The sequence below is a fragment of the Pseudomonas parasichuanensis genome, from assembly GCF_021601385.1.
GTDB lineage: Bacteria > Pseudomonadota > Gammaproteobacteria > Pseudomonadales > Pseudomonadaceae > Aquipseudomonas > Aquipseudomonas parasichuanensis.
On the sequence record NZ_BQHO01000040.1, the window covers coordinates 1 to 13258 of the forward strand.

Below are 13258 nucleotides of genomic sequence, written 5' to 3' on the forward strand. Positions count from 1 at the left end.
GGGTCGTAAATAGTGAGAAAGGGTCGGGGAGGGATAAGTGCGAGGGTGAATCTACCGCATGCCCTGTGGGAGCGGGTTCACCCGCGGATGCGTCGGTGGCTTCACTAAAGCATTCGCGGGTAAACCCGCTCCCACAGGGTTTTGTGTTCAGCCCTGGCGCCCAGGCCCCTGCTCCAGGTGCTGCTGGCTGCAATACCAGTCCTTGCCCAGCTGTAAGGCACGGTCATTGGGCAGGTGCACGCCGCAGTGGGCGCAACGCACCATTCGCAGCGGGTCGTCGAGGCGCGGCTCGGCGGGGGATTGCTGGCTGGTCTTGAACTTGCGCCACAGCCAGAACGCGGCGGCGATCAGGGCGATCCAGAAAAGTAGGCGAACCATGGTGTCCAGCTTGTCGAGAGAAGAAGCCGACAGTCTAGGGCGCGGCCAATAAAAAAGGGAGGCCTCGGGCCTCCCTTCTTCGTCGTGCGGTGGATCAGTCGAACAGACCGAAGGTCATGTAGCTGAACCACGAGCGGTCTTTCTCGGCCTCTTTCGGGCCTTCCGGCAGGATCGGGTCGCCGTTTTCGTCTTTAGGCAGCAGGTCGGCCGGCATTTCGGAGCGGGCGTCCTGGAACTGGCGAACCACGTCCTGGTTGGCGCGGGTCTCGCCTGGTGGCAGCGGCGTCTCGGTCTCGATCAGGCCCAGGGTGGCCTTCGACAGCCAGGAGCGGTTGCCGTTTTCATCCTGGGTGGCGACGAACTGGCCATCGACCAGGCTCGGGTGGTTCGGGTAGTTGAGCTTGAGGGTTTCCAGGCTGGTGGCGGCCAGTTCGTCCAGGTGCATGTGCTGGTACGACTCGACCATCACTGCCAGGCCGTCGCCGACCGATGGGGTTTCCTGGAAGTTCTCGACCACGTAGCGGCCACGGTTGGCGGCAGCCACGTAGGCCTCGCGGCTCAGGTAGTAGTTGGCCACGTGGATTTCGTAGCTGGCCAGCAGGTTGCGCAGGTAGATCATGCGCTGCTTGGCGTCTGGCGAGTAACGGCTGTTGGGGAAGCGGCTGGTCAGCTGGGCGAACTCGTTGTACGAGTCGCGGGCGGCGCCCGGGTCACGCTTGGTCATGTCCAGCGGCAGGAAGCGCGCCAGCAGGCCGCGGTCCTGGTCGAACGAGGTCAGGCCTTTCAGGTAGTAGGCGTAGTCGACGTTCGGGTGCTGCGGGTGCAGGCGGATGAAGCGCTCGGCGGCGGACTTGGCGGCCTCTGGCTCGGAGTTCTTGTAGTTGGCGTAGATCAGCTCGAGCTGGGCCTGGTCGGCGTAGCGGCCGAACGGGTAGCGCGACTCCAGGGCCTTGAGCTTGTTCACGGCGCTGGTGTAGCTGGAGTTGTCCAGATCAGCCTGGGCCTGCTGGTACAGCTCGGCCTCGCTGAGGTTCTCGTCAATGACTTCCTTGTTCGAGGAACAGGCAGCGGTGAGCCCGAGGATGGCGATCAGCAGCAGGTGTTTCACTTGCATGGCGGCTTGCGTCCCTTTGACGGCCGCTGTCTTGGGCGGTGCCGTCCTGTTATGATGAGCGCCCCCGGCCAAACCCCGGGGCAAAAGAAGCCGTATTTAACCACAAGCACGCAGCCGAAACCAAAGGCTGTACGTCCGCCGAATTGAGCATGTCCGAGATCATTCAACTTAGCGCAGAGGTCCCGTCCGAACTGGGCGGCCAACGCCTCGACCAGGTCGCCGCCCAACTGTTCGCCGAGTACTCGCGTTCGCGCCTGACTTCGTGGATCAAGGACGGCCGCCTGACCGTCAATGACGCGGTACTGCGGCCGCGCGACACCGTTCACAGTGGCGACCTCCTGGCCCTTCAGGCCGAACAGGAAGCCCAGGGTGAATGGGTGGCCCAGGATATCGAGCTGGACATCGTCTATGAAGACGACCAGATCCTGGTGATCAACAAGCCCGCCGGGCTGGTGGTCCACCCGGCGGCCGGCCATGCCGATGGCACCTTGCTCAACGCCCTGCTGCACCATGTGCCGGACATCGTCAATGTGCCGCGCGCGGGCATCGTGCATCGCCTGGACAAGGACACCACCGGCCTGATGGTGGTGGCCAAGACCCTGCAGGCGCAGACCAAGCTGGTCGAGCAGCTGCAGAGCCGCTCCGTCAGCCGCATCTATGAATGCATCGTGGTGGGCGTGGTGATTGCCGGCGGCAAGATCGATGCGCCGATCGGCCGTCACGGCGGCCTGCGCCAGCGCATGGCGGTCACCGACGGTGGCAAGCCGGCGGTCAGCCACTACCGGGTGCTCAAGCGCTTCCGTTCGCACACCCATGTGCGGGTCAAGCTGGAAACCGGCCGGACCCACCAGATCCGCGTGCACATGGCCCATGTCGGTTATCCATTGGTCGGCGACCAGACCTACGGCGTGCGTTTTCGCATTCCACCGGCCGCCAGCGTGACCATGGTCGAGGCGGTGAAGAACTTCCCGCGCCAGGCCCTGCACGCACGTTTCCTGGCCCTGGATCACCCGACCACCGGTGAGCGTATGGAATGGAAGTCGGAGCTGCCGGACGACTTCAAGTGGCTGCTGTCGTTGCTCGAGCAGGACCGCGAGAGCTTCATCGGATGAGTGGCCTGACGCAGTCGCTGATCTTCCCCGACTGGCCGGCCCCGGCCTCGGTACGCGCCTGTGTCACCACCCGCGAGGGCGGCGTCAGCCTGCCGCCCTACGCCTCCTTCAATCTTGGCGACCATGTGGGTGATGACCCGCAGGCGGTTGCCGAGAACCGTCGCCGCCTCAGTGATGAATTCGCCATCCAGCCCGCCTGGCTCAAGCAAGTGCATGGGTTGGCGGTGGCGGACGCCAATCCGGCGGTAGTCGCCGAGGCCGACGCCAGCTGGACCGACCAGCCCGGCATTGCCTGCACCGTGATGACTGCCGACTGCCTGCCCGCGCTGTTCTGCGACCGTGCCGGCACCCGAGTGGCCGCCGCCCATGCCGGCTGGCGCGGGCTGGCCGGTGGCGTGCTGGAGGCGACCCTGGACCGTTTGGCCGTGCCGCCTGAAGAGGTACTGGTGTGGCTGGGGCCTGCCATTGGCCCGCAGGCATTTGAAGTGGGTTTGGAAGTGCGTGATGCGTTCACGGCTGTGCACCCCGAGGCTGCATCAGCCTTTGTCGACGGCGAACGGCCGGGCAAATTGATGGCTGACATCTATAAGCTGGCGCGGATCCGCCTAGCTGCACGGGGCGTAACTGCCGTGTATGGCGGTGGGTTCTGCACGGTCAGCGATCAACGCTTCTTCTCCTACCGCCGCACCCCGCAGGGTGGGCGCTTTGCTTCGCTGGTGTGGCTCAGCCCTCGCTAAGCCTGGGGCCGCTTCGCGGCCCAATCGCTGGCAAGCCAGCTCCCACATGCCAAAGTCTGTACTGCCCCTGTGGGAGCCGGCTTGCCGGCGATTGGGCTGCGCAGCAGCCCCGGCAATCTCAATCCCACCACCGCCTCTACTGACCTTCGTCAATCCCGCTACGCTTGAATCTTCCAGAATCACCCTTATCTAGTGGTCATCTCAGGCAGGTTCTTCATACAGGTGCTGTCCATCGCTCCGCCTGCCCTTTATAGGAAGGTATCCCCATGCGAATAGACCGACTGACCAGCAAGCTGCAATTAGCGTTATCCGATTCCCAATCCCTGGCCGTGGGCATGGACCACCCGGCCATCGAGCCCCTGCACCTGCTGCAGGCGCTTGTCGACCAGCAGGGCGGCTCGATCAAGCCGCTGCTGATGCAGGTGGGCTTCGACATCAACAGCCTGAAAAAGGCGTTGACCAAGGAGCTCGACCAGCTGCCGAAAATCCAGAACCCCACCGGCGACGTGAACATGTCCCAGGACCTGGCGCGCCTGCTCAACCAGGCTGATCGCCTGGCCCAGCAGAAGGGCGACCAGTTCATCTCCAGCGAACTGGTGGTGCTCGCCGCCATGGACGAGAACAGCAAGGTCGGCAAGTTGCTGCTCGGCCAGGGCGTGACCAAGAAGGCCCTGGAAAACGCCATCAACAACCTGCGCGGCGGCGCGGCGGTGAATGACGCCAACGCCGAGGAGTCGCGCCAGGCCCTGGACAAGTACACCGTCGACCTCACCAAGCGCGCCGAAGAAGGCAAGCTCGACCCGGTGATCGGGCGTGACGATGAAATTCGCCGCACCGTGCAGGTGCTGCAGCGCCGTACCAAGAACAACCCGGTACTGATCGGCGAGCCCGGCGTGGGCAAGACCGCCATCGCCGAAGGCCTGGCCCAGCGCATCATCAACGGTGAAGTGCCCGACGGCCTGAAAGGCAAGCGCCTGCTGGCGCTGGACATGGGCGCGCTGATCGCCGGTGCCAAGTACCGCGGCGAGTTCGAAGAGCGCCTCAAAGGCCTGCTCAACGAGCTGTCCAAGCAGGAAGGCCAGATCATCCTGTTCATCGACGAACTGCACACCATGGTCGGCGCCGGCAAGGGCGAGGGCGCCATGGACGCCGGCAACATGCTCAAGCCGGCCCTGGCCCGTGGCGAGCTGCACTGCGTAGGTGCCACCACGCTCAACGAGTACCGCCAGTTCATCGAGAAGGACGCCGCCCTCGAGCGCCGCTTCCAGAAGGTGCTGGTCGAAGAGCCGAGCGAGGAGGACACCATCGCCATCCTGCGCGGCCTTAAAGAGCGCTATGAAGTGCACCACAAGGTAGCGATCACCGATGGCGCGATCATCGCCGCGGCCAAGCTCAGCCACCGCTACATCACCGACCGTCAGCTGCCGGACAAGGCCATCGACCTGATCGACGAAGCCGCCAGCCGCATCCGCATGGAGATCGACTCCAAGCCCGAAGTGCTCGACCGCCTCGACCGCCGTCTGATCCAGCTGAAGGTGGAATCCCAGGCGCTGAAGAAAGAAGAGGACGAAGCGGCGAAGAAACGCCTGGAAAAACTGACCGAAGAAATCGAGCGGCTGGAGCGTGAGTACTCCGACCTCGAAGAAATCTGGGCCTCCGAAAAGGCCGAGGTGCAGGGTTCGGCACAGATCCAGCAAAAGATCGAGCAGTCCCGCCAGGAGCTCGAAGCCGCCCGCCGCAAAGGCGACCTCAGCCGCATGGCCGAGCTGCAGTACGGGGTCATCCCCGACCTGGAGCGCAGCCTGCAGATGGTCGACCAGCACGGCAAGAGCGACAACCAGCTGCTGCGCAACAAGGTGACCGAGGAAGAAATCGCCGAAGTGGTCTCCAAGTGGACCGGCATCCCGGTGGCCAAGATGCTCGAAGGCGAGCGCGAGAAGCTGCTGAAGATGGAAGAGCTGCTGCACCAGCGGGTGATCGGCCAGCACGAAGCGGTCACCGCCGTGGCCAACGCCGTGCGCCGTTCCCGCGCCGGGCTGTCCGACCCGAACCGCCCCAGCGGCTCGTTCCTGTTCCTCGGCCCGACCGGCGTGGGCAAGACCGAGCTGTGCAAGGCCCTGGCCGAGTTCCTGTTCGACACCGAAGAGGCCATGGTGCGCATCGACATGTCCGAGTTCATGGAGAAACATTCCGTGGCGCGGCTGATCGGTGCCCCACCAGGGTATGTGGGCTATGAAGAGGGTGGGTACCTGACCGAGGCCGTGCGCCGCAAGCCGTACTCGGTGGTGCTGCTGGACGAGGTGGAGAAAGCCCACCCGGATGTGTTCAACGTGCTGCTGCAGGTACTCGAAGACGGCCGCCTGACCGACAGCCACGGCCGTACCGTGGACTTCCGCAATACGGTGATCGTGATGACCTCCAACCTGGGCTCGGCGCAGATCCAGGAGCTGGTGGGTGATCGCGAAGCGCAGCGTGCGGCGGTAATGGATGCGGTGGGCGCGCACTTCCGGCCCGAGTTCATCAACCGGATCGACGAAGTGGTGGTGTTCGAACCCCTGGGCCGCGAGCAGATCGCCGGTATCACCGAGATCCAGCTGGGCCGCCTGCGCAGCCGCCTGCTGGAGCGCGAGCTGAGCCTGAGCCTGAGCCCGGAGGCCTTGGACAAGCTGATCGCCGTGGGTTACGACCCGGTGTATGGCGCACGGCCGCTCAAGCGTGCGATCCAGCGCTGGATCGAAAACCCGCTGGCGCAGTTGATCCTCGGTGGGCAGTTCCTGCCTGGTGCGGCGATCACCGCCAAGGTGGAAGGCGACGAAATCGTCTTTGCCTGATCACGGTTGTAATCATGAGCCCCGCGAAAGCGGGGCTTTTTTATGAGATTTTTTGCGAATCAGCCTCGGCCTCTTCGCGGGTAAACCCGCTCCCACAGGTTATGCGCATTACCTGTAGCAGCGGGTTTACCCGCGAAGAGGCCGGTGCAGGCACCGCAAAACCCCCGGTTTTCAGGCCATCGACATAACTTGCTGAAAATTTTGAAAAAAACGCTTGCACAAAATTCGGAGTGCCCCTAATATTCGCCCCGCTGTCAGGCACTAAGCGAATCACCAGCAACACCGGTGACCGCAAAACAACTTAGAAATCAGTAAGTTGAATGAAAAAAAGTGGTTGACAAGCAAAACGAAGAATGTAGAATAGCCGGCCTCAGCAGCGACAACGCGAAAGCGGATAGCTAAAGAGATCGAAGCTAACACAAGCTTCGAAGTTGTACCGAAGTTCAGTTCCGCGATAGCTCAGTCGGTAGAGCAAATGACTGTTAATCATTGGGTCCCTGGTTCGAGTCCAGGTCGCGGAGCCAATCTCGGGGTGTAGCGCAGTCCGGTAGCGCGCCTGCTTTGGGAGCAGGATGTCAGGAGTTCGAATCCCCTCACCCCGACCATTTTCAGGGTCGTTAGCTCAGTTGGTAGAGCAGTTGGCTTTTAACCAATTGGTCGTAGGTTCGAATCCTACACGACCCACCATGTAAAGAGGGCATCTCGAAAGAGATGCCCTTTTTCTTTTGCCCGCGATTTATAGCCCCGCCCTTGCTACCCTGTGTGCTTTGCCCGCAGGAGCGCCGCAGCATGCCTTTGAAAGCCAGCGTATTCATCGCCACCAGCCTGGATGGCTTCATCGCCCGTGAAGACGGCGGCCTTGATTGGTTGATGGGGGCGACCGAGTCGGCCGATGACCATGGCTATGCGGGGTTCATGGCCGGCGTCGATACGCTGGTGATGGGGCGTGGCACCTTCGACAAGGTCATGACCTTTGGCCAGTGGCCCTATCCGGAAACCCGCGTGGTGGTGGTCAGCGCCAGCCTGGCAGCGTTGCCCGCCAATGCACCGGGGCAAGTCGAGCTGCATCCCGGGCCGATCCCTGAGCTACTTGAGCACCTGCAGGCCACGGGCGCGAAAAGCCTGTACCTGGATGGCGGCAAGCTGATTCAGGGGTTCTTGCGTGAGGGGTTGGTGAACGAGCTGACCATTACCCGCATTCCCGTGCTGCTGGGGCAGGGGATACCGCTGTTTGGCGAGTTGGCGAAGGATGTGCTGTTGCAGCACATGAAGACGACCAGTTACGAGAGTGGGTTCGTGCAGAGCACGTATCGCGTGGTCAGATAGATCGCGTCAAGGCCATCGCTGGCAAGCCAGCTCCCACAGGTCCAGCACACGCCTTTAGGATGGCGCGGTCCATGTGGGAGCAACTGTCTTGAGTTGCTAGTACTGGCCTCATCGCTGGCAAGCCAGCTCCCACAGGGATATCGGCTGGTTTGGGCTCATGCGGTCGGGGTGGGAGCCGGCTTGCCGGCGAAAGGGCTGCAAGGCAGCCCCAGGATCTTGAATCCTCAGTGCAGCTTCAGCCGCGGCTCAGTCCCGCGCCCAATCTTGCTCCCCAGTATCAGCATCAAGGTCCGGAAGGTCCCGTAAAGCGCCATCTGGTGCATGCGATATAGCGACACATAGAACATCCGCGCCAGCCAGCCCTCCAGCTTCACGCTGCCCATCAGGTTACCCATCAGGTTGCCCACCGCCGAGAAGCGCGACAGCGACACCAGCGAGCCATAGTCCTTGTACTCGTAGGTCGGCAGCGCCTTGTTCTCCAGACGCGCCTTCAGGCTCTTGGCCAGCAACGAAGCCTGCTGGTGCGCGGCCTGGGCCCGTGGCGGCACGTTGCGGTCGCTGCCAGGCTGCGGGCAGGCGGCGCAATCGCCAAAGGCGAAGATATTGTCGTCGCGGGTGGTTTGCAGGGTCGGGCGCACCACCAGCTGGTTGATACGGTTGGTTTCCAGGCCGTCGATGTCCTTCAGGAAGCCCGGCGCACGAATACCCGCCGCCCACACCTTCAGGCTGGCCTGGATCACTTCGCCGGACGCCGTTTTCAGGCCATCTTCGGTCACTTCACTGACCGAGGCGTTGGTCATTACCGTCACCCCGAGTTTTTCCAGGGTCTTGTGCACGGGCACGCTGATGCGCTCTGGCAGCGCTGGCAGTACGCGCGGGCCGGCCTCGATGAGGGTGATGTGCATGTCCTTTGGCTGGATCTTGTCCAGGCCATAGGCCGCCAGCTCATGGGCGGCGTTGTGCAGCTCGGCCGCCAGCTCGACACCGGTGGCACCGGCGCCGACGATGGCCACGCTGATCTTCTCGCTGGCCACATCGCCCGCGTGGGCGCGCAGGTAGTGGTTGAGCAGTTGCTGGTGGAAGCGCTCGGCCTGCTTACGGCTGTCGAGGAACAGGCAGTGCTGCGCCGCGCCCAGGGTACCGAAGTCGTTGGTGTTGCTGCCCACGGCGATCACCAGGCTGTCGTAGCCGATGGTGCGCGCAGGCAGCAGCTCACGGCCCTCGTCATCGAGGGTCGCCGCCAGCTGGATCATTTTGCTTTCGCGGTCCAGGCCACTCATGCGGCCCATCTGGAAGTTGAAGTGGTTCCACTTGGCCTGGGCCACGTAGTTCAGTTCATCTTCCGAGGAGTTCAGCGAACCGGCCGCCACTTCGTGCAGCAGTGGCTTCCAGATGTGCGTCAGGTTGGCATCAACCAGGGTGATCTCGGCCTGTTTGCGCTTGCCCAGGCTTTTACCCAGGCGGGTCGCCAGTTCCAGGCCGCCGGCGCCGCCGCCGACAATCACGATGCGATGAGTCATGGGGATATCTCACAAGTTTTACGAAATTCCTGGGCACAAGGCCCGGCCGCAACACAGCAGAGGGGAGGGCGAGCGCAAGGCAGCTCATAGCACCAGTCCACTCAACAGGCGGCTCAACAGGCCCAGACCGATGGTCACGGCCACCACCAGCAACAGGAGCAGCAATGGCCGGAAGGGCCTGCGCTCGACACGATGCTGGGGGGCACTCAAGTACTCATCGACGCGACGCTGATCTTCAGGATTCAGGCGGCTGGTCATGGTGGGCCTCGTAGATAGACGTTTGTGACTGCGTGTACGCCACAGCGTTCACGCAAACGCGTGGAACGAATGATAATCCGTTCTATCCCTGGCGCCGAGTGTACGTTATCGCAAAGACTCTCGGCACTGGATCAAAGACTGATGCCCACATCGAACACGATGCTGCGCCCCAGGTTGCCGCGCAAGAAGTCCGGCGCATCGGGGTGGGCGAACAGCACCCGGGCGAAGGTCGGCCCCACCAGCGACAGCGACCGCCAGCCCTGGCGCAGGTATTCGGTGGGCGGCGGGAAATGGCTGTTGAGGTCGAGCACCTCGCGCTTGAGGCTGGCGAAGGCGATGATGTCCAGCTCGCCCAGGTCCAGCCCGCGCTCCCGGTAGTTGTGCGCCTTTTTGCGCAAGGTCGGCGCCAGGCGCGCCAGCAGCTCCTGGGCGGGGATGCGCCGTGGCCGTGCCTCGCGGCGCACCAGCTGGCTCAGGGAAAACGCGCTGCGCCGGCGTTGCAGCTCCTCGCGCCATTCATCGTTGAGCCGCCGGCCCTCGTCGAGCACGAAGAACACCTCGAACGCCGCATCGCGGAACAGCACATCCGGCGGCTCCTGCCCGGCCGGGGTGAAGTCTTCGCTGCGGTAGGGAATGTTCAGCCCTTGCAGCAGGCGCTGGCACACCCAACGCTCGCGCTCCCATTTGCGCGCATTGGAGAGAAAGGCATTGGCTTGTTCGGCCTGGATGGTAAGCAGGCGCAAGTAGTCGGAGTCATCCATGGGGACAAGCTTAGTCGCTAAACCATGACGGTAAGATGCTGTTTGTGCGTGGGAATCAGCCCAGCATCAACCATTGCTGAACCACCCCGAGCAAATGCAGCAGCCCGCCCCCCAGGCAGATCACCGAACTGACCGCGATAAATCGCCGAGTGCGCCCGGTGCCGGCCAGCAGCACCGGGCCCAGCAGGCCGCGGGCCAGGTACACCAGGGTGATCAGGCAGATCACCGGCAGCAGGAACGGCAGGGGTTTGATCAGCCCGGCAGCAGACAGCGCATAGGCCGACCAGGCCAGCAACACCATTGCAATCGCCGTGGTGACCAATGCCGGGTAGCGGCGCCCCTGCTCGGCGGCCCTGGCCATGCGCTCGCCCGCGCCGAACAAGCGGTACCAGCGCGGCCCGACCAGGATGATCGCCAGGTGCAGCAGGCCCGCGACCGCGCTGAATGCCGCGCCCAGCAGTAACGGGAGATTGAGCCCTTCAGGCATCGCGGACGCTTCCTGCATCAAATGGTGGTGTCAGCCTATAGCAACCGGGCGAATGGGAGAATGGGTGTAGACTCAGGCTTGTCCACATGGCCGACAGGGATATTGCTCAGGTGATCAGCGCACAGGTCTTGTCCAGCACCAGCCTTACCCTTGGCTGGCTCGGTTACGTACCCCTGCTGGTCTGGGCCATCAGCCGCACCCGCTGGGTCGAGCTGTTCACCGACACCCGCCGCCAGCACCTGCTGTTCGGCACCGTGTTCGGGTTGTTTGCGCTGTGGCTGGTGCGCCGCGATTTCGACACTGGCGTCTCTTATCACTTCATCGGCATGACTGCGGTGACCCTGCTGCTGGACTGGCCATTGGCTGTGCTTGGCGGTTTTCTCGCCCAACTCGGTTTGCTGTTGCTTGGCCGCCAGGACCTGGCTGCGCTCGGCGTCAACGGCCTGTTGATCGTCGGCCTGCCGGTACTGGTCACCGAGGTGTGCGCGATCCTGGTCGAGCGCGCTCAGCCGCGCAACCTGTTCGTCTATATCTTCTGCTGTGGCTTCTTCCCCGCCGCCCTGACCGTGCTGGTGTGCCTGATGGCCGGGCTGGGGCTGCTGTGGATGGACGAACGCTTCGTCATGCCGTATTGGCTGAGCGACTTCGTCGGCTACCTGTGGCTGATGATGTTCCCCGAGGCGTTCATCAACGGCATGGTGATCAGTGCGCTGGTGGTGTTCAGCCCGGAGTGGCTGGAGACGTTCAACCGCACCCGCTACCTGCAGGCGCCGTGGAAGGATGATGAGCGGTGAAAACAGGGTCGGCCCCATCGCCGGCAAGCCGGCTCCCACAATTCCAAGGCTGACCCGGTACCTGTGGGAGCTGGCTTGCCAGCGATGAGGCCGGCACAGGCAATCAAAAATCCAGGCTCAGTGCCGAGGCTCCAGATCCCTGGAGCGGCCCCATCGCCGGCAAGCCGGCTCCCACAGTTCCAAGGCTGACCCGGTACCTGTGGGAGCTGGCTTGCCAGCGATGAGGCCGGCACAGGCAATCAAAAATCCAGGCTCAGTGCCTAGGCTCCAGATCCCCCGAATACAGCTCGTCCTCAGACTCTTCCGCCCCCGCAATCTTGTGCTCCTCAGCCGCCCAGGCCCCCAGGTCGATCAACTTGCAGCGATCAGAACAAAACGGCCGGAACGGGCTCTGCTCCCCCCATTCCACAGGCGCGCCACAGGTCGGGCAATCAACGGTCATCGGCTGGCTCATGGCTGGCCTCCTCGCAAAGTCAGGTAGAAGTGGTGCAGGCGGTCGATCTCGTCGTGCAGCGTTTGCAGGTCACGATCATTGACCACCACATCATGTGCATGGCGCAGGCGCTCTTCCCGGGCCAACTGGGCCTTGAGAATCGCCTGCACCTGTTCGGGGCTGGTGTTGTCGCGCTGCAGGGTACGCTGCACCTGCAATTCGGTAGGGGCATCGACCACCAGGATGCGCTGCACCTTGTTGAACTGCCCCGACTCGATCAGCAATGGCGAAACATACACCGCATAGGGCGACTCGGCCTTGGCCAGGTAGCTGAAGATCTCCTGGCCGATCAGCGGGTGCAGCAATTGCTCCAGCCACTGCCGCTGCGCAGGGTCGGCGAAGATCAGCTGGCGCAGGGCGGCGCGGTCGAGTTGGCCGTCCGCCTGCAGCACGCCAGGGCCGAAGCGCTCGACGATACGGGCCAGGGCAGGGCGGCCGGGTTCGACGACCCAGCGCGCGGCCTGGTCGGCATCGACCAGGTGCACGCCCAGCTCGACGAAGCGCTCGGCGGCGGCGCTCTTGCCGCTGCCGATACCGCCGGTCAAACCGAGAATCCAGGGGGTGAAGGGCGCTGTGCTCATCAGGTTCCAAGCAGTTGCAGGTATGAGGCGACTATTTCATCACCCCAGAGCACTGCGATCCAGCCCGCAATGGCCAGATAAGGCCCGAACGGCAGCGCAACGCCCATTTGCGCCCGGCGCAGGCGCACCAGCATCAGCCCGATCAGCGCCCCGGCCAACGACCCAAGCATCAGCGTCATCGGCAGGATCTGCCAGCCGCCCCAGGCGCCGAGCATCGCCAGCAGCTTGAAGTCGCCCTGGCCGATGCCGTCCTTGCCGGTCAACAGCTTGAACACCCAGAACACCGACCACAGGCTCAAGTACCCCGCCACCGCGCCCCATACCGCATCGGCCAGCGGCACCAGCAGCCCGAAGGCATTGACCACCAGCCCCAGCCATAACAGCGGCAGTACCAGCACATCCGGCAGCAACTGGTGCTCGGCATCGATGAGGCTCAGGGCGATCAAGCCCCAAGTCAGCACCATGACCAGCAGCGCCTCGATGCCGGGCCCGAAGTGCCACGCCACCAGCAGCGACAGCAACCCACACCCCAGCTCCACCAAGGGGTAGCGCGCGCTGATGCGCCCTTTGCACGCCGAGCAGCGCCCGCGCAACGCCAGGTAACTCAGTACCGGAATGTTCTCCCAAGCACGAATCTGGTGCTGGCAATGGGGGCAGCGCGAGGCCGGTAGGCACAGGTCGAAGCGCTCGTGCGCGGCCCCCGGCAACCCTAGCACCTGCTGCGCCTCCCGCTGCCACTGGCGATCGAGCATGATCGGCAGCCGGTAGGCCAGCACATTCAGAAAACTGCCCACCAACAACCCCAGCACCACGGCCAGGCTGTAGAAAAACGGTGGATGTTCGACGACTAAGGACCAGGCATTCAT

14 protein-coding genes and 3 tRNA genes are annotated in these 13258 nt (G+C 63.5%); 8 read left to right on the plus strand and 9 right to left on the minus strand.

Annotation, left to right across the window (positions count from 1 at the left end; translation table 11 throughout):
* Positions 1 to 147 precede the first annotated feature (147 nt).
* Positions 148 to 378 (minus strand): PP0621 family protein, encoded by a 231-nt coding sequence (locus L6D77_RS23735; RefSeq protein ID WP_153788160.1) that lies wholly within the window; start codon positions 376 to 378, stop codon positions 148 to 150.
* A 94-nt stretch (positions 379 to 472) separates the two neighbouring features.
* Positions 473 to 1492, minus strand: a complete 1020-nt coding sequence (locus tag L6D77_RS23740; RefSeq protein ID WP_232884940.1) for an outer membrane protein assembly factor BamD — start codon at positions 1490 to 1492, stop codon at positions 473 to 475.
* A gap of 149 nt (positions 1493 to 1641) precedes the next feature.
* Here L6D77_RS23740 and rluD point away from each other — a divergent pair, with 149 nt between their 5' ends.
* The 7 genes from rluD to L6D77_RS23775 all read left to right on the plus strand — a co-directional run bounded on the left by rluD (position 1642) and on the right by L6D77_RS23775 (position 7498).
* Complete coding sequence (rluD, locus tag L6D77_RS23745) at positions 1642 to 2604, plus strand: 23S rRNA pseudouridine(1911/1915/1917) synthase RluD (protein ID WP_232884939.1); 963 nt, start codon at positions 1642 to 1644, stop codon at positions 2602 to 2604.
* On the plus strand, positions 2601 to 3341 hold the full coding sequence (gene pgeF / locus L6D77_RS23750) for a peptidoglycan editing factor PgeF (protein WP_232884938.1): 741 nt from the start codon (positions 2601 to 2603) through the stop codon (positions 3339 to 3341). The genes rluD and pgeF overlap by 4 nt, the downstream gene beginning before the upstream one ends.
* A gap of 266 nt (positions 3342 to 3607) precedes the next feature.
* Positions 3608 to 6172 (plus strand): ATP-dependent chaperone ClpB, encoded by a 2565-nt coding sequence (gene clpB / locus L6D77_RS23755; RefSeq protein ID WP_232884937.1) that lies wholly within the window; start codon positions 3608 to 3610, stop codon positions 6170 to 6172.
* 448 nt (positions 6173 to 6620) lie between these two features.
* Positions 6621 to 6696 (plus strand) — tRNA-Asn (locus tag L6D77_RS23760).
* Between the two features lie 4 nt (positions 6697 to 6700).
* Positions 6701 to 6777, plus strand: a tRNA-Pro gene (locus L6D77_RS23765).
* Positions 6778 to 6783: 6 nt separating this feature from the next.
* A tRNA-Lys gene (locus L6D77_RS23770) sits at positions 6784 to 6859 on the plus strand.
* Positions 6860 to 6961: 102 nt separating this feature from the next.
* Positions 6962 to 7498 carry a dihydrofolate reductase family protein gene (locus L6D77_RS23775; protein WP_232884936.1) on the plus strand — a complete coding sequence of 179 codons (537 nt, stop codon included), beginning with the start codon at positions 6962 to 6964 and terminating at the stop codon, positions 7496 to 7498.
* Positions 7499 to 7722: 224 nt separating this feature from the next.
* Here L6D77_RS23775 and L6D77_RS23780 read toward each other — a convergent pair whose 3' ends face one another.
* The 4 genes from L6D77_RS23780 to L6D77_RS23795 form a co-directional block, all read right to left on the minus strand.
* On the minus strand, positions 7723 to 9018 hold the full coding sequence (locus L6D77_RS23780; RefSeq protein ID WP_232884935.1) for an NAD(P)/FAD-dependent oxidoreductase: 1296 nt from the start codon (positions 9016 to 9018) through the stop codon (positions 7723 to 7725).
* An 84-nt stretch (positions 9019 to 9102) separates the two neighbouring features.
* Positions 9103 to 9276: a DUF3094 family protein gene (locus L6D77_RS23785; RefSeq protein WP_110991747.1), complete on the minus strand. Its 174-nt coding sequence runs from the start codon at positions 9274 to 9276 to the stop codon at positions 9103 to 9105.
* 131 nt (positions 9277 to 9407) lie between these two features.
* Positions 9408 to 10037 (minus strand): DUF1780 domain-containing protein, encoded by a 630-nt coding sequence (locus tag L6D77_RS23790; RefSeq protein ID WP_232884934.1) that lies wholly within the window; start codon positions 10035 to 10037, stop codon positions 9408 to 9410.
* A gap of 55 nt (positions 10038 to 10092) precedes the next feature.
* Positions 10093 to 10524: a hypothetical protein gene (locus tag L6D77_RS23795; RefSeq protein WP_232884933.1), complete on the minus strand. Its 432-nt coding sequence runs from the start codon at positions 10522 to 10524 to the stop codon at positions 10093 to 10095.
* An 86-nt stretch (positions 10525 to 10610) separates the two neighbouring features.
* Between L6D77_RS23795 and L6D77_RS23800 the strand changes: the two genes are divergently transcribed.
* Positions 10611 to 11318, plus strand: coding sequence for an energy-coupling factor ABC transporter permease (locus tag L6D77_RS23800; RefSeq protein WP_232884932.1), 708 nt, complete (start codon positions 10611 to 10613; stop codon positions 11316 to 11318).
* A gap of 253 nt (positions 11319 to 11571) precedes the next feature.
* Here L6D77_RS23800 and yacG read toward each other — a convergent pair whose 3' ends face one another.
* From yacG to L6D77_RS23815, 3 genes are read right to left on the minus strand one after another with little or no spacing between them, the layout of a single operon-like run.
* Positions 11572 to 11772, minus strand: a complete 201-nt coding sequence (gene yacG, locus L6D77_RS23805) for a DNA gyrase inhibitor YacG (RefSeq protein ID WP_046854173.1) — start codon at positions 11770 to 11772, stop codon at positions 11572 to 11574.
* Positions 11769 to 12392, minus strand: a complete 624-nt coding sequence (gene coaE / locus L6D77_RS23810) for a dephospho-CoA kinase (protein WP_232884931.1) — start codon at positions 12390 to 12392, stop codon at positions 11769 to 11771. Before coaE ends, yacG begins: the two co-directional genes overlap by 4 nt.
* Positions 12392 to 13258, minus strand: coding sequence for a prepilin peptidase (locus L6D77_RS23815; RefSeq protein ID WP_232884930.1), 867 nt, complete (start codon positions 13256 to 13258; stop codon positions 12392 to 12394). The genes coaE and L6D77_RS23815 overlap by 1 nt, the downstream gene beginning before the upstream one ends.